Origin of the sequence: Campylobacter concisus (assembly GCF_001298465.1) — a bacterium.
In the GTDB taxonomy this organism is placed as follows: Bacteria; Campylobacterota; Campylobacteria; order Campylobacterales; family Campylobacteraceae; genus Campylobacter_A; species Campylobacter_A concisus.
The window spans coordinates 728,461-743,200 of the sequence record NZ_CP012541.1 but is presented as its reverse complement, the minus strand read 5'-3'; the positions used below and the strand labels follow the sequence as shown (position 1 = coordinate 743,200).

Sequence of the window (14,740 nt, the reverse complement as noted above, 5' to 3'; positions counted from 1 at the left end):
TTCTAAACTTAGCCACGATCTAAAATTTAGAATTCTCCAAAAATTTCTTTATCTCGTCATTTATCTTAGCAAGCTTCTCTTCTTTCATAAAGGCTAACGTAATCGTCGCTCTAAAAAGTAGCTTTTCGGCATTTTTGTCATCAAATTTATAAATTTCTTGCTCCAAAACAAGACTAGCTTTTTTAAGCTCTAAAATTTTGGTTCTAACAAATACTTCATCACCAAGCACGGCAGAAGCTATAAATTTGGCCTCAATCGATGAAACTACAAAGTATCCGCCCTCTTTTGTAAAATTTAGCCCAGCCTGAAAAAATGCTTCACTTCTAGCTCGCTCGCAAAATTTAATGTAGTTTGTATGGTAGACTATGCCACCAGCATCGGTATCTTCGTAGTAGATTCGTATTTTCAAGATATTTCCTTAGGCTTTTAGATTAAGGCACATTTTACTGAATTTTCTTAAAAGCCCCATTATATCCACCTCTTTTTCCTCATGCGTCTTTAAATTTTGCCTGCGAGCGCCGCTAAAATCAAAATTTACGTTTGCGTTAAATCCGTTTACGCCGCTTATCATATTAATCCTTTTAAGCCTTTATATCCACGCTCTTATCGTTAAATTTCATCATCGCCCGAAGTTCTTCTAAATTTTTTCTAGTATTTTGCTTTAACTCTTTGTCGTATTTTCTATTTTTATCCAGCATCTTTTGTGTTCGCTTTTCTTGCTCTATTAGCTTTTCTAGGCGTTTTTGCGCCTCTTTCATATCCTCTTGCATTATTTCAAAGAGGCTTTTTGATTCTTTGCCGTTGTCACTGACGTTTATCTCGCCGACAAATTTTAAACTCCTTGCAAAATCTACGAAATCTTTTAAATCTTGAGGCAATGAATCTACCAAAGATTGCGAGTATTTATCGTATTTATGTCCATGCAAGTCGGTAAAGGCTCTAATTTTTGCTTGGTACTCTTGCGAGGATATGTTTTTATCTAACCCGTTAATCTTGCCGTGATAGGTGGTTTCACCTTCTATGGCGTGACTATTTTTGTTTAAAATGCCGACCAAAAGCCCGCCTTTGGTTATATTGCCGTCTTTATCGGTATATTTGTCTTTTGTAGTATCAAAATACATCCCGCTGTTTATATCTTCTTTGCCGCCACTGTTGCTGTTTAATATATCGGTAGATGGTTTTAATCTCTTATGCTCTGAGTAGTAACCGATAGTGGAGCTATTATAAAAAGTAGTCGTTATGCTAGTTCGTTCATTTCTTTGAAAGCTACTATCGGCTCCCATATAGTCTGATATTTTGCTATGAAGCTTTAATACCTTGAGCGTTTTATTGTCGTATTCGTATCCTTGAGGAAATTTGGCGAGGTCTTCTTTGCTAAAACTTTCTTTGGAATTTAAAACGTCCTCGCCGACTACTTGGGATAAAATTTTATATGCATTGCCGACTGTTTTGGCTATATCTATCTTTTTAAAATCGGCTTTTAAAATGCCCGAGTTAGTATTTACGTTCAAGAGAGATTTTAAGGTATCAGAGTGGATTTTGTAGTCCTTTGGGATACCTGCAGCTTCGTTAAATTCGGACGTAAAATATCCGTCCGCACCTACTTTATAGCCTAAAACTTCGTTAAATTTGTGCTCGACCGTATCCGGCTGCGAGATTTCATTTTTATATATGATTTGACTCTTTATGCTATGTTTTTCATTTAGCTGAAAATTTTTAGCGACGCTAGAAAATCCGCCGATACCGCTTAACATCATAAATCCTTTTGAAATTTATTTTTAAGCTATATCGGCAAAATTTAAAAAATATCTAGTAAAAATAATAAAAACTATCAAAAAGCCATGCAAATTTCTATGCCAAAGTTAAAATTATCTGCGCGTCTTTCTCGTCGCCAGATCGCATTTGGCGCCGCGGGTAATCATCAAGGACTGATCGTAAAATAAAATAAGCACCACCGAAACGCCCACGCCTAGAGCTAGCGAGACCGTCGTAGTTGTGATCGCGTTATCGAAAAATATGATTAGGTATTCGTTTTTCTTAGCGATATCAGGCTCGTTTAGAAACGAAAATAGCGCCAAAATACCCTTATACGCGTAAACTCCAGGTACCATCGGCAAAAGTGCGGGAAATGCGATGATCTCGGCGGGCGCTTTGAGCCGTTTGGCAAAGAGCATACCTAAAATCCCGCTTAAAAAAGAGACGATGAGAGTGGCGACGCTGATGTTAAAAAATCCCATCTGCATGATCCAAAAACGGCTGGCGTGCGCAAATGCCGCAAGCAGCGCGCAAAATACAAGAGTTCTTTTAGGCGGCGAGCTAGCGTAGGCAAAGCCAAGACCCGCCACCGCGGCAAAGGCACCGTCTATGAGAGTCGCAGTCAAAAGCTCAAACATGTAAAATCTCCGCGCTGCTAAGCGAGAGCGTGATATAGACGCCCACTGCTATGCAAAGTATCAGGATGCCCGTGCTCACGGCCCTGCTGATGCCTACTAGCGTGTTGTCGTTTAGGATATCAAAGACCGAGTTTATGAGAAAAACGCCCGGCATCAAAAAGAGTATCGACGAGCCGATCGCCACGTCGCTAGTGTGCGTAAAGCCGTAAAATACGCCAAGATAAGCGATAAAAGAGACGACGAACGACACTAAAACATACTGGATTTTTAAATTTACGCCCATTTTAGCAAGCGCAAATCTAAGGCTATACCCCACGAGCGTCGCGAAAAATACGCAAGCCACCGAGCCAGCATCGCCGCCGAAAAGCTTGCAAAACGCCGCATTTGCAAGGCTAATCAAAATAAGCGAGCTTGCAAATTTATTCGCCCCGATGCGCATGACGCCCTCAAACTGCTCTTTGGCCTCGTCTAGGCTTAAATCTTCATCCAAAATCCGCCAACTAAGCGACGAAAGCTCGGAAATGCGGTTAAAGCTCACATGACCAAACGGGATCTTTTTTACGTAGGTTCGGCGCAGGGAGTTGTCGGCCGAATCCATGACGCTAATGGTAAAATACTTCACGAAAATCGTCACGCTAACGTCGTAGCCGTAGTGTTTAGCTATGCGATCTACGCACTTTTCTACACGCGCTGTATAGGTACCGGCACTAACCATAGCTGTCGTGTATTCGGCTAGAAAATTTGTTAAGACTTGAATATCAGGCTTTGCATTCATTTTGACTAATCTTAAATTTCACAAAAAATAAAATAATTTGTAAAATAAGCATGATTTTCATCACATATTCACTCGCACTATGCATTTTGGCAAATTCTGCCGTCTGTGTCGCATCGACCCCCAAATTTTGAGCGTAAACTATAAAAGGCGTAAAGAAAAATACAAAGCTCAAAGCTAAAGTCAAATTTAAAAAAGCAAGCATTAACATGCTAAATTTTAGTGAAAAAATAAGTTTTTTTCTAAGATCAAATAGCTCGCTAATCATTACAACTATGCTTATAAAAAGCAAAATATAATTAAATTTCAAAAATATCTTTGTCATCATTTGACCACTCATAAAATGCGTAAGTACACCATCTCCTATGATGCTTTGCGGGAAAAATATGACTGGCGCCACCAAGATACCAAGCGTTAGCTCAGCTCCTATAAGTACTGCCAAAAGCAAAAAATAAATTCCTCTCAAACTCTCTCCTTTATATTTTTAACTTCGCGCAAAAGCCTCTATCAAAGCCAGCCAAGTCTTTGTAAAAGCTATACTCAAAACCATTGGCCTCTAAGAATTTTTGCATACTTGCTTTTTGATCGTACCCCATCTCACAAGCAACATTTTTGATATTACGATCTTTGGCTATGAGAATAATGTCTTTTAAGATTTCATCTCCTACTTCGCCTCCAAAGAGCGCACTTTCTGGCTCATTTAGTACAAATTTACTAAGTTTATAGCCTCTTGCAATATATGGCGGATTTGAAACCAAAATATCAATATCTTCTAAAATTTTATCCACATAAGAGCAGTTTAAAAATTTGATCCTCCCACCTACATCAAATTTATCTGCATTTTTTTTAGCAAGCATCAAAGCTTTTTCATTGATGTCTGTTGCTACGATATTTGCCTTTGTTTTTAGAGCTAGCATGATACTAATAATTCCACTTCCTGTGCCTATTTCTGCGATCTTTGGTTCATTATATTCGCGTGAAATTTCTATTACTTTATCCACTAAAATTTCTGTTTCAGGTCTTGGGATCAGCACTCCGCTTTCCACGTAAAAATCAAGCCCATAAAAGCTAGCTTTACCAGTTATATATTCAAGAGGCTCGTAGTTTTCATACCTTTTAACTAGAGCAAAATAGCCGCTATCATCAAATTCATTTTTTTGATTTAAAAATATCCATTCAATGCTTACGTCAAGATAGTTCATAAGCAAAATTTTAGCCACTCTGCTTGGATTTTGACAAAGTGAGCTTAGTCTTAAACTAGCCTCTTTAATAGCCTCTTCAATTTTCATTTTTCAGCTCGTTTATACGCTCAAAAAGACTTGGATGCGAATGATAGACGAACGCATAGAGCTGATGAGCCTTCGGGAAGGCCTTGTTTTCGCTGCCTAGTTTTTTTAGCGCGCTTATCATGTCGGTTTTGTTTGAAAGCTTGCCTGCGAATTTATCGGCGCCAAATTCGTTCGCGCGGCTAAAATACGAGCTAACGGGCGAAAATAAAAATCCGAAAATCGGCGAAAAAAGTAGCAAAAACACGATCGTTCCGCCGCCTCCGCTATGAAGCCCAAGCGCTTTATACGCCGCGTCAGGGATGTTGCCGAATATCAAAAACATCGCAAAAAGCATAACCGCGCTTAGAGCGATCATTTTTAGGATATCTTTGTGCTTAAAATGCCCCAGCTCATGCCCCAAAACGGCGATTATCTCATCTAAGCTTAGTTTTTTAACGAGCGTGTCGAAAAGTACCACGCGTTTAGTCGTGCCAAGGCCGCCGAAATAGGCGTTTAGGCGGTTGTCGCGCTTGCTAGCGTCTATTGTAAAAACGCCGCTACTTTTAAACCCACACTGCGCCAAAAGCCCTTCTATACGGCCTTTTAGCTCGCCATCTTCTAGTGGCTGCATTTTGTTAAAAATTGGCGCGATGAGCGTCGGGTAAATGAGATTTATAACAAGCGCGACCGCGAAGCTAAGCAAAAACGCCCAAAACCACCAAAAATCGCCCAAAAATCTAATGCAAAGCAGCACCAGCCATACAAACAGCGTGCCAAACACCAGCGTTAGCGCGAGCGTTTTAAGTAGATCGAGCGCAAAAATTTTAGGCGTTACGTTTGAAAAGCCGAGCTTTTTGTCTTTGACGAAGCTTTCGTAGATATTTAGCGGTAGTTCTAGCAGCGACGAAACGAGCAAAAATACCATAACCATAAAGACGTTATCGCCTATATCTCCCGTTTTATAAGCATGCCCCGATATTGCGCCAAGCCCCCAGCATGCCCACATCATAAATATCGCGGCGTGATAGAGAAGGCTAACTATCTCAAATTTTTGATTAGTTATCGCTGCGGCAGCGGCGGTTTCGTATTCATTCTGTTCTAGCACGACGGCCGGCTTTTTAGCCTCCGCACGGATAAAGCCTATCTGCAAAATCGCTAGCCACACCTTTGCAGCAACGTAAAAAAAGTAAATACCGAGTAAAAAATAAAACATATTTTTACGCCCTATTTCAAAAAATTATCGTAAAACGAGCTGATAAAAAGCACCAAAATGATAAACGGCACGACAAATTTTATATACCAAAACCAGACATTTATTAATTTTGCATGTTTTTCACTACCTTGCAAAATTTCTTTTTTTGCATCATCTTTTAGCACCCAACCTACGAATATTGCACACCCAAATGAAGTAAATACAAAAAATATCGTTGCGCTTATTGCATCATATGCATCAAAAATATTCTTACCAAAAATGCTTACGTGACTTAGTATATTTGTAGCCATCAGCGAAGGTAAATTTCCTAAAATAAATATGCCTCCAAGAACTAAAAATATTGCCTTTTTGCGTTTTATCTTAAATTTTTCTTGAAGTGTCGTGATTATTACTTCATATATTGGTAGCGATGTTGTAAGTGCAGCGATCATTAATAGTGCAAAAAAAGCAACCGCGAAAAAACCACCAAATGGCATGTGAGAAAAAACAATTGGTAGTGATTTAAATACCAAACTTGGGCCACTATCTGGCGATACGCCGTAGCTAAAAAGAGAAGGAAATATCATAAAGCCTGCAAGCACAGCGATTACCGTATTTAAAATGCCTGTAATAATAGAAATTTTAACCAAACCCTCATCCTTTTTCACAAAGCTAGAAAGAGTGATCATCACACCAAAACCAAGCGAAAGAGCAAAAAATACCTGCCCCAAAACATCAACGAAAAGCTTTAAGTTTATCTTTGAAAAGTTGGGTGTTAAGTAAAATTTCACACCCTCTATTGCACCATCTAGCGTGATATTTTTAGCAATCATAATAAGCATTAAAATAAAAAGTAGTGGCATTAAAAATTTCGCTGATCGCTCGATACCGCCAACTGCGCCCTGTACCAAGATCGCATAGTTTACGAGCACGAAAACAAGTGTTGCAAAGCTTATAGCAAGTGGATTGCTTACGATATTTTGCTCATAAAATGCACTTGTCTCCTCAAAACTAACCACATGTGAGAGATCAAGCAAGCCAAATGAAATTTGGGCGATGTAGTTTAGCACCCAGCCACCAATAACCATGTAGTAAGCCATAATGCCAAATGCACCAACAAGCCCCATCCAGCCAACGATCTGCCACTTTTTGCTGATCTTTTTGCCATTTATCGATCCACCAAAAGCATCCACAGCATTGCATTTTAGGCGTCTGCCGATCGCATTTTCAGCCAAAATCATCGGTATACCGATCACGATCATCGCGATGCAAAACACGAGTACATAGGCGCCGCCGCCGTTTTGCCCGACCAAATACGGAAAACGCCATGTCGCACCAAAGCCGACCGTAGCTCCTGCAACAGCTAAAATGTATGTGAGCCTTGAACTCCAAGATTTTCTATCCATCTTTTTGCCTTTATGAAAAATAGGGATTATATAAAAAAATTGATTAAATTTTGCTAGCAGCAAGCGGTGTTAGGATGCAAGCTCAGTTTTTTATTAATTTTAAGAATTTTTACGAATAAATTTTCTTTCACGTTTTGCCTTTTCTGGACAATTTTAGACAACTGCTTAAAAATAAATTTATTAGTGCAAAACACCAAATTCTACATATCCCTCCATCGCAATAAACAATATCCAGCCCTCCTTGGGACCACAAAAATAGTGATGCTCTGGGATATTTTCAACTATAAATTTTAAAAAATCGTAAAAATACTTAGGCGCAAATTTAACCTCTATATTTGTTAAGTTGTCGCCGATGTAGCTTATATCACCACTTAAAATTTTACTTTTGATACTTGGATTTGAGCTGAGAAATTTTTTAATGTCGGCAAATTTTTTATATTCAGCCGTTTTGTAATCTTTTAAATTTTGCAAAACTGGCTTTGAGCCAATAAAGGTAAAATTTTGCTCTATAAACTCCGCTTCATCATTACTCGTACACCAATTTTCACCAAAATTTGACAAAAAAGCAAGCATCTCATCATCGGCTGAGATGAAATTTGAAACTAAATTTTTCTGGCTCATTTGTCTCCTTTTTTGTAAAATTTAGTAAACTGTCCATAATCCTTTAAAAACAAAGAACACATAAAAATTAATGATTAAATTTAGGATTATGGATAATTTTTTATCGCTAATTCGCACACAAAACTGGTTCAGGTTTTAGCTTCACACTTGGAGCTCTTTTGCTAAAACTTATGAGATCCTCTGTCGTTTGGATACTAAAAGGCAGGCGTGTGAGGCAGACTTTAAAAATTTCAGCCGCAGCTATTGCATCATTTAGGGCTCTGTGGTGGGTATTATTTATGCCAAGAAGCTCTTTTAGCGAGCCAAGTCCGTATTTTTGAGAAGCGATAGTGCGGCGACTAAGATCGATGGTGCAAAGCTTTCTATTTAGCAACATACCAAGACCGATCTCATTTAGGCTGTTAGAGATAAAGCCATAGTCAAAATTTACGTTATGAGCGATAAAGACGCTAGTTCCTAGAAAAATTTTAAACCGCTCAAGCACATTTAGTAAATTTGGCGCGCCAACTAAATCGCTAGCCTTTATACCGGTTAGCTCGGTGATATTTTCAGGCACCACATTAGCTGCTATAAAGCTTTCAAAACGCCCTATCTCAATGCTATTTTTCATTTTTATTGCACCGATTTCAATGATCTGTCCGCTCGTCGTACCGCCAGTCGTTTCGATATCAACCACACAAAATTCCTGCTCGCTAATATCTCTAAATCTCGTGCCAAGCTCGATCTCATTCTCTTCATTTCTGGTGATGTCAAGCCCAAGAGTTCGCCACATATCAAGGTCGCGCACGTCAATAAGTGATGAAATTTCTTCAATATCGCTAAATCTTAAAATAAACTCGTGATAGCTTAAATTTTGCCTAGCTAAAATTTCTATGCTATTTTCTAAACGCTGTTTTTTTGGTTTCAAAACTCAAGCTTTATGGCGCGAATGGCTTGTTCGTAAGAATTTGATGAGAAGATGTAGTTGCCAGCCACCAAAATATCAGCTCCTGCCTCTTCAAGATCAGGTGCATTTAGTCCGTTTATGCCACCATCTACTTCGATGAGGCACTTAGCGTTTTTTCGTTCTATCAGCTCTCGTAGCGCCCTTGTTTTTTCAAGCACGACTGGCATAAATTTCTGACCGCCAAAGCCAGGATTTACGCTCATCAAAAGCACCATATCAACTTCATCAATAATATACTCGATCGCACTAACTGGCGTATGCGGATTTAGCACGATGCCAGGGCCAACGCCGTTTTTCCTGATGTGATCTATGAGCCTTAATGGATGCTTCTCCTCTTCAATGTGAAAGGTTAGAAATTTTGGCTTTAGCGGCAAGAAAAGGTCGGCAAAAAACGAGTTATTCTCAACCATTAAATGTATATCAAGTGGCTTTGTAGCTGCCTTTGCAACGGCATTTACCACAACTGGTCCGATGGTTAAATTTGGCACAAAATGCCCATCCATAACATCAACATGCACCAGATCGCACCCAGCCTCGCAAATGGCTCTTATCTCAGCTGCCAAATTTCCAAAATCAGCCGATAAAATACTAGGTGCAACATACATTTCTTCTCCTTACTTGGTTACAAATACAAAGCCTATTTCGTCATCTTTTACATCTAGTCTATTCATGATGCCTACACTATTGTGATCGAAAAAAACATCATCGGATAAAATTTTAGGCAAACTAACTTTTACTTTTATGCCTTTTTGCCAAAGATGAGTCAAAAATTTATCTGTAATGATACTAAAAATTTGAGAATATCCACTTAAATAATCATTTGAATCATTGCCTTCAGGCATAAAAATAGAGCAAATTTTGTCTAATTTATCTTTTTTTACTCCAAATAGCACTCTTGCGTAAATATCACCATAATACTGAACACAAATACGCAAGTAATCGCACTCATCCTCTATGTCAAGCGCACTAACCTTGGTATCAACACACAAAATTTCTTCTTCTGCTAACTGTGAGATAATTTTGCTCGCGATTTGCGTCACATAAGATGAAATTTGAGCAACGCTCTTGTTGATATCTACTGGCTCTACATCAAAGTCTCTTTTTTTAAGATAAAAAATAGTGTCGTCTTTGTAAAAGTCATTTAAATTTTTATAGATAAATATGTTTGCATCTTTAAGGTATGTTACTAATTCAATAGATAAATTTGATTCGTTTATGCCACAAAGCGAAATAAATGCACCTGATCTTTTGCTAATGCTAGCAAGCTTGATTAGAAATTTTGCACCCCTTATATTTAGAGCACCGGAAATATTTACCCATAAAATAAAAAATTTATATCCGATTCTTAGCATAATGTCATGAGCTGACATATCAAAATCTTCAATAAAATCTGAGTCCATAAAACTTTTTATGGCATAAATAACGACACCATCTTTTATAAAAGTATCTATCTGATTTTGTCTTAATCTTACATGATTTAGCTGTGATACTGCATAACTATATAAATTCTTTTTTTTATTAAACTCGGTCGCATCTCTAGCCTCAACCACATCAAATGATCGATTTTTGAGATAATTGGCCAAATAGTGCTTATACTGCTCAGTTGAGTTATAAATGAAAACTTTGTTATTTGCATTGTTTAGAAATTTATTTAAAAACAAGCTTGCGATATTTTCACTTTCAAACATTGAAATATTTAAAATATTCTTAACTGTTTTCATCATCAATTCATAAAAAATTTCATTGTAATCGCAAATCGCAAATACTACCCCATGCTTTTGTGCTTCTTCGCTTAAATTTTCAATTATTCTACCAAGCCAAACAGGACTAAAAAATGTAACATTTTTTAGTGAGAGCAGTATAGCGCTGATATCGCGCGATAAAATTTGGTTTATGTATTTTTCACTTAATTTTAATGGAACATTCTCTGCTTCCAAAAAACCAAAAGGCCTTATAATTGCCATAGAACCATTAAAAGTTAATTTCATTTTTGTAGAGCTTTTTTAATAAATATAATGGTTTGCATCTCTGGATAAACATTGATATCTAAAATTTTATCAACTCCAAAATCATAAAATTCAGACCTGCTGGACTCATAAGAGAGTAAAATTTTAAAAAAACAAAGCATCTCTTTATCAATCTTGCTTAATGATTGCTTACTCATATTCATTGCTTTTAAAAAAATATCCCAAAGACTAAAGCCATATTTTTTTTGCAAAATTTTATTATAGCTTACATCAGAATACGAAATAACGTCTGACATGCAAGATGGATATTTTGAAAATAAATTCTCACACACTATAATACAGGCCATAGAATACGGAGCAAGCGATAAATAGTTGTAGTGTTTTTCTTTAAAAGAGTTTAATATCTTTAGCCAATCTGATAAAATTTTAGCATTAAGCTCGATTAAATCGACGATTTTAAAATTAAATACCTTATAAATTTTTGGGGATTTTAAAAATATAAAATAAGAAAGCACTATCGCTCTAAAAGTATCAATGCCAAGCATATTTGCTATTACTACCAAATCATTGCCATCATAAGGAATATCAAATTTTGTACGTTTAAAAATGGAGCTAAAATAAGTTTTAAAAGATGCTATATTTTGCAAAGTAGTAACTGCATCAGTTACATTACCAGCTAACAACAAGTGCTCGATCTTTTCAAAAAGAGTTGGCATCTGTAAAACAAAATCAACATTTTTTTCGATCAACTCTTTACTAAGCATTTTGTATCACTCAAGATTTCTAAATATTTTTTTGCTATTTATAATTTATAGACAAAGGCGTTATTTTATCTAGATTATAAATAAAAATCAATTCTTTTAAAAAAGAATTGATTTAAGCATTACTTTTGTTTGTTTTAGATAAAATCAGCAGAAATTTTTGTTTATAAGGAAAAAAAATGTCAAAAAGATGTGCGATAACAGGCAAAGGACCGATGATAGGCAACAATGTGAGCCACGCTAACAATAAAACTAAAAGAAGATTCTTGCCAAATCTTAGAACGATTCGCGTTACGCTAGAAGATGGTACTACAAGAAAGATAAAAGTTGCTGCTTCTACTCTAAGAACGATGAAGAAACAATCAAACTAAGAATATAAAATGAAGAGGAATTTATGTCTTTTCTCTCAAGACTTTTAAAATTCCTCAACTGGTCAAACTCTACAAAACCAGAAATAAGCCTAGATACTGAGCTTTACGAACAATTAAAACCTTTTAGATTTCCACTAATTTCAGTCGTATTACTGTTACTTTTTGGAACATTAGGTTATGTCTTAATAGATAATTTCTCGCTAATAGATGCCTTTTACCAAGCTGGCATGACTTTTACAACAGTTGGTTTTACCGAAGTTGCTCCAATAACTCCAAAGGGCAGAATTTTTACTATCACGTTTATACTTATTGGTTTTATTATATTTACGCTATCGATCGGTATTGTGGTTGAGGTTTTAAAAAGAGGTACATTAATTAGCATTTTAAAGGAACGACGCATGCTTTATAGGATCGCAAGACTAAAAAATCACTTCGTTATTTGTTATCACAATCTATACACAATCGAACTTAGTGCTCAATTTCGTGAAAATCATATACCTTTTGTAGTGGTCGATGACAGAGAAGATATTGCAGAGCTAGCTCAAATTTATAAATATCCATATTTCATAAAAGCTCAGCCGCATACACAAATTGCCTTTTTAAAAACACATCTATCAAGCGCAAAAGGACTTATAACTCTTAGCTCAAATATTGCTGATAACATCGCCCTTATAGCATCTGTAAGACTTTATGAAAAAGAGATAGGTCGCAGAAAGCCTTATCATATCATCACAAACGCAGAGACAGAAGACGATACGCAAAGATTAAAAAAATTAGGTGCTGACAATGTGGTAAGTCCATCTCGCTTAGTCGCGCAGCGGTTAAGTGCCATGAGCGTAAGGCCGGACATGGAAAATTTATTAGAGCAGTTTTTGTATACAAAAAATTCACCTATCGATATAGAAGAAATTCTTGTGCCTGATTACTCTTGGATAAGATTTAAAAGACTAAAAGAGACTCATTTGCGAAATATTACAAATGCAGACATAGTAGGCATTAGAGATATAAATAATAATTTTGTACCAATGCCAAATGGTGACACATTAGTAGGAACAGGATCAAAGCTTTTAGTCATCGGTACCGTTGATGGAATACGTCTAACCAAACGCGTTGTAAAAAGCAAACACAAACCTGAAGAATTTAAATACGTATAAAATAAATTTTCTACTTGCTCTTTTTAAAAATTTAAGCAATGGCTTGGCACCTTTTTTATATCCAAGTATTTACAAAGTCTTGATAAAATTTCTCAAATTTTTATAGGAGCCGATATGTTACATGAATATACAGACCTTATAAATGAGCTAAAGAAAACAGATGCTCGTTTTGCTGCTCTTTGCAAAAAGCATGATGAACTAAATAAAAAAATAGACGACAATCTGGCAAAACCATCTGAAATTGATAATTTAAAAAAAGAGAAGTTAAAACTAAAAGACGAAATTTATGTTCAAATTTTAAAGCATAAAAAGTAAGAATAAATTTATCTAATCTTTGAGATTAGATAATAAATTCTGGTTCAAATTTTGTCCCATTTACTCGAACTATTCTTGCTGGTATACCAACGACTGTCGCGTTTGCTGGGACATTTTTTAGTACGACTGAGTTTGCGCCAATCTTAGCATTTTCGCCGATCGTTATGGCACCAAGTATTTTCGAGCCAGCTGCGATAGTCACACCATTTTTTACAGTTGGATGCCTTTTGCCACACTCTTTTCCGGTGCCTCCAAGCGTTACTTGATGATACATCATTACATCATCGCCTATCTCAGCTGTCTCACCGATAACCACACCCATACCATGATCTATGAAAAATCTCCTGCCGATCTTTGCTCCAGGGTGTATCTCGATGCCTGTTAAAAATCTTGCAATTTGCGAGATGAGTCTAGCTAGAAAAAAATGCTCTTTTTTATATAAAAAATGAGAAATTTTATGAAACAAAACCGCATGGATGCCAGGAGTGTTTATAAGTATTGCCAAAAAGCAACACTTATGTACCGATGGGTCTTTTTCACGAACAGTTTGAACTAGCTCCTTTAGACTATCCCACATATTTTTATGCTCCGTAAAGCTCTGTACTTAGGTATCTCTCGCCGTTATCTGGAGCTATGAAAAGTACTTTTTTGCCAGCACCAAGTCTTTTAGCCACTCTTTTTGCAGCCACGTAAGCAGCACCACCGCTTATACCTATCATGAGTCCATCACTTTTTGCGATTGCTCTAGCTGCGTTTAGTGCGTCATCGTTGCTTACTTTTTCTACTTCGCTAACTAGGCTCATATTCCATAGTATTTGGTAAAAATCCAGCTCCAATGCCTTGAATTTTATGTGGTCCTGGGTTGCCACCACTTAAAACCGGCGATGCTTCAGGCTCAACTGCGATGATCTTAGTATCATAGCCCTTTTCTTTTAAAATCTTTGCTACGCCACTTATTGTACCACCTGTGCCAACACCAGCTACAAATGCATCAAGCTTACTAAAATCAGCCACAATTTCAGCAGCTGTTGTTAGTTCGTGAGCTTGTGGGTTATACTTGTTTTCAAACTGGCTTAGCATTATATGATTTGGCTGAGCTGCTAGCTCTGTAGCTCTTGCGATCGCTGCTTTCATACCACCAGACGCTGGAGTAAGCTCAAGCTGTGCGCCATAAGCAGCCACTATTTTGCGTCTTTCGATACTCATGCTCTCTGGCATGCAAAGTATCACTTTAAAACCAAGTGCAGCACCGCACATCGCTACACCAATGCCAGTATTTCCACTCGTTGGCTCAACGATAGTATCACCATATTTTAGCGTACCGTCAGCTAGCATTTTAGTTATCATATTAAATGCGATCCTATCTTTTACAGAGCCACCTGGGTTAAAAAACTCTAATTTTACATAAATTTCGGCTTCATCAGCACCTGTTTTTATCTTTACAATAGGTGTATTACCAATCGTTTTAACGATGTTATCGTAAATCATCACTCCTCCTAAATTAAATAAGATAAATTTTGTGTAAATTTAGCACAGAATTTTAAAATAGATTATAAAAAGCCCCAATCTTTGGC

Annotated in this window: 18 protein-coding genes and 1 pseudogene; 3 read left to right on the top strand and 16 right to left on the bottom strand. The window is 36.9% G+C overall.

Annotated elements, in window-relative coordinates:
- Positions 1-19: 19 nt before the first annotated feature.
- The 14 genes from CCON33237_RS03790 to CCON33237_RS03730 all read right to left on the bottom strand — a co-directional run bounded on the left by CCON33237_RS03790 (position 20) and on the right by CCON33237_RS03730 (position 11,329).
- Positions 20-409 (bottom strand): YbgC/FadM family acyl-CoA thioesterase, encoded by a 390-nt coding sequence (locus CCON33237_RS03790; protein ID WP_054196453.1) that lies wholly within the window; start codon positions 407-409, stop codon positions 20-22.
- 9 nt (positions 410-418) lie between these two features.
- Entirely contained in the window at positions 419-571 is a 153-nt protein-coding gene (locus CCON33237_RS09535) for a hypothetical protein (RefSeq protein ID WP_155463273.1), read from the bottom strand.
- A 10-nt stretch (positions 572-581) separates the two neighbouring features.
- Positions 582-1,754: a Cj0814 family flagellar-dependent secreted protein gene (locus CCON33237_RS03785; protein ID WP_054196452.1), complete on the bottom strand. Its 1,173-nt coding sequence runs from the start codon at positions 1,752-1,754 to the stop codon at positions 582-584.
- Between the two features lie 114 nt (positions 1,755-1,868).
- Positions 1,869-2,393 (bottom strand): threonine/serine exporter family protein, encoded by a 525-nt coding sequence (locus tag CCON33237_RS03780; RefSeq protein WP_054196451.1) that lies wholly within the window; start codon positions 2,391-2,393, stop codon positions 1,869-1,871.
- Positions 2,386-3,168: a threonine/serine exporter family protein gene (locus tag CCON33237_RS03775; RefSeq protein WP_054196450.1), complete on the bottom strand. Its 783-nt coding sequence runs from the start codon at positions 3,166-3,168 to the stop codon at positions 2,386-2,388. Before CCON33237_RS03775 ends, CCON33237_RS03780 begins: the two co-directional genes overlap by 8 nt.
- Positions 3,152-3,631, bottom strand: a complete 480-nt coding sequence (locus tag CCON33237_RS03770) for a DUF4149 domain-containing protein (RefSeq protein WP_054196449.1) — start codon at positions 3,629-3,631, stop codon at positions 3,152-3,154. The genes CCON33237_RS03775 and CCON33237_RS03770 overlap by 17 nt, the downstream gene beginning before the upstream one ends.
- A 10-nt stretch (positions 3,632-3,641) precedes the next feature.
- A complete protein-coding gene (gene prmC / locus CCON33237_RS03765; RefSeq protein ID WP_054196448.1) occupies positions 3,642-4,454 on the bottom strand; it encodes a peptide chain release factor N(5)-glutamine methyltransferase in 813 nt (270 codons plus the stop codon).
- Positions 4,444-5,646 (bottom strand): M48 family metallopeptidase, encoded by a 1,203-nt coding sequence (locus CCON33237_RS03760; protein ID WP_054196447.1) that lies wholly within the window; start codon positions 5,644-5,646, stop codon positions 4,444-4,446. The genes prmC and CCON33237_RS03760 overlap by 11 nt, the downstream gene beginning before the upstream one ends.
- 11 nt (positions 5,647-5,657) lie before the next feature.
- On the bottom strand, positions 5,658-7,031 hold the full coding sequence (locus CCON33237_RS03755) for a sodium-dependent transporter (RefSeq protein WP_054196446.1): 1,374 nt from the start codon (positions 7,029-7,031) through the stop codon (positions 5,658-5,660).
- Between the two features lie 180 nt (positions 7,032-7,211).
- Positions 7,212-7,652, bottom strand: coding sequence for a hypothetical protein (locus CCON33237_RS03750; protein WP_054196445.1), 441 nt, complete (start codon positions 7,650-7,652; stop codon positions 7,212-7,214).
- 106 nt (positions 7,653-7,758) lie between these two features.
- The gene (locus tag CCON33237_RS03745; protein WP_054196444.1) at positions 7,759-8,559 is read right to left on the bottom strand and encodes a 3'-5' exonuclease; all 801 of its coding nucleotides are present in this window, start codon (positions 8,557-8,559) and stop codon (positions 7,759-7,761) included.
- A complete protein-coding gene (rpe, locus tag CCON33237_RS03740) occupies positions 8,556-9,203 on the bottom strand; it encodes a ribulose-phosphate 3-epimerase (protein ID WP_054196443.1) in 648 nt (215 codons plus the stop codon). Before rpe ends, CCON33237_RS03745 begins: the two co-directional genes overlap by 4 nt.
- Before the next feature lie 9 nt (positions 9,204-9,212).
- Complete coding sequence (locus CCON33237_RS03735; protein ID WP_169748872.1) at positions 9,213-10,535, bottom strand: hypothetical protein; 1,323 nt, start codon at positions 10,533-10,535, stop codon at positions 9,213-9,215.
- Between the two features lie 47 nt (positions 10,536-10,582).
- Positions 10,583-11,329 carry a hypothetical protein gene (locus CCON33237_RS03730; protein ID WP_054196441.1) on the bottom strand — a complete coding sequence of 249 codons (747 nt, stop codon included), beginning with the start codon at positions 11,327-11,329 and terminating at the stop codon, positions 10,583-10,585.
- 176 nt (positions 11,330-11,505) lie between these two features.
- On the opposite strand from CCON33237_RS03730, the gene rpmB reads away from it, so the two are divergent.
- The 3 genes from rpmB (at position 11,506) to CCON33237_RS03715 (ending at position 13,166) form a co-directional block, all read left to right on the top strand.
- A complete protein-coding gene (rpmB, locus tag CCON33237_RS03725; RefSeq protein WP_021090707.1) occupies positions 11,506-11,697 on the top strand; it encodes a 50S ribosomal protein L28 in 192 nt (63 codons plus the stop codon).
- Positions 11,698-11,720: 23 nt separating this feature from the next.
- Entirely contained in the window at positions 11,721-12,851 is a 1,131-nt protein-coding gene (locus CCON33237_RS03720) for a potassium channel family protein (protein ID WP_021090478.1), read from the top strand.
- Between the two features lie 114 nt (positions 12,852-12,965).
- Positions 12,966-13,166, top strand: coding sequence for an HP1242/YdcH family protein (locus CCON33237_RS03715; protein WP_054196440.1), 201 nt, complete (start codon positions 12,966-12,968; stop codon positions 13,164-13,166).
- Between the two features lie 25 nt (positions 13,167-13,191).
- On the opposite strand, the gene epsC is transcribed toward CCON33237_RS03715, so the two are convergent.
- Entirely contained in the window at positions 13,192-13,743 is a 552-nt protein-coding gene (gene epsC / locus CCON33237_RS03710) for a serine O-acetyltransferase EpsC (RefSeq protein ID WP_054196439.1), read from the bottom strand.
- Between the two features lie 4 nt (positions 13,744-13,747).
- Positions 13,748-14,654 (bottom strand): annotated as a pseudogene (gene cysK, locus CCON33237_RS03705) (cysteine synthase A).
- Positions 14,655-14,740 lie beyond the last annotated feature (86 nt).

Coding starts and splice junctions, on each gene's coding strand:
- CCON33237_RS03730 (WP_054196441.1), bottom strand. CDS start 11,329: ATGCTTAGTAAAGAGTTGATCGAAAAAAATGTTGATTTTGTTTTACAG.
- CCON33237_RS09535 (WP_155463273.1), bottom strand. CDS start 571: ATGATAAGCGGCGTAAACGGATTTAACGCAAACGTAAATTTTGATTTT.
- rpe (WP_054196443.1), bottom strand. CDS start 9,203: ATGTATGTTGCACCTAGTATTTTATCGGCTGATTTTGGAAATTTGGCA.
- CCON33237_RS03755 (WP_054196446.1), bottom strand. CDS start 7,031: ATGGATAGAAAATCTTGGAGTTCAAGGCTCACATACATTTTAGCTGTT.
- CCON33237_RS03750 (WP_054196445.1), bottom strand. CDS start 7,652: ATGAGCCAGAAAAATTTAGTTTCAAATTTCATCTCAGCCGATGATGAG.
- CCON33237_RS03715 (WP_054196440.1), top strand. CDS start 12,966: ATGTTACATGAATATACAGACCTTATAAATGAGCTAAAGAAAACAGAT.
- CCON33237_RS03780 (WP_054196451.1), bottom strand. CDS start 2,393: ATGTTTGAGCTTTTGACTGCGACTCTCATAGACGGTGCCTTTGCCGCG.
- CCON33237_RS03760 (WP_054196447.1), bottom strand. CDS start 5,646: ATGTTTTATTTTTTACTCGGTATTTACTTTTTTTACGTTGCTGCAAAG.
- rpmB (WP_021090707.1), top strand. CDS start 11,506: ATGTCAAAAAGATGTGCGATAACAGGCAAAGGACCGATGATAGGCAAC.
- prmC (WP_054196448.1), bottom strand. CDS start 4,454: ATGAAAATTGAAGAGGCTATTAAAGAGGCTAGTTTAAGACTAAGCTCA.
- CCON33237_RS03785 (WP_054196452.1), bottom strand. CDS start 1,754: ATGTTAAGCGGTATCGGCGGATTTTCTAGCGTCGCTAAAAATTTTCAG.
- CCON33237_RS03720 (WP_021090478.1), top strand. CDS start 11,721: ATGTCTTTTCTCTCAAGACTTTTAAAATTCCTCAACTGGTCAAACTCT.
- epsC (WP_054196439.1), bottom strand. CDS start 13,743: ATGTGGGATAGTCTAAAGGAGCTAGTTCAAACTGTTCGTGAAAAAGAC.
- CCON33237_RS03775 (WP_054196450.1), bottom strand. CDS start 3,168: ATGAATGCAAAGCCTGATATTCAAGTCTTAACAAATTTTCTAGCCGAA.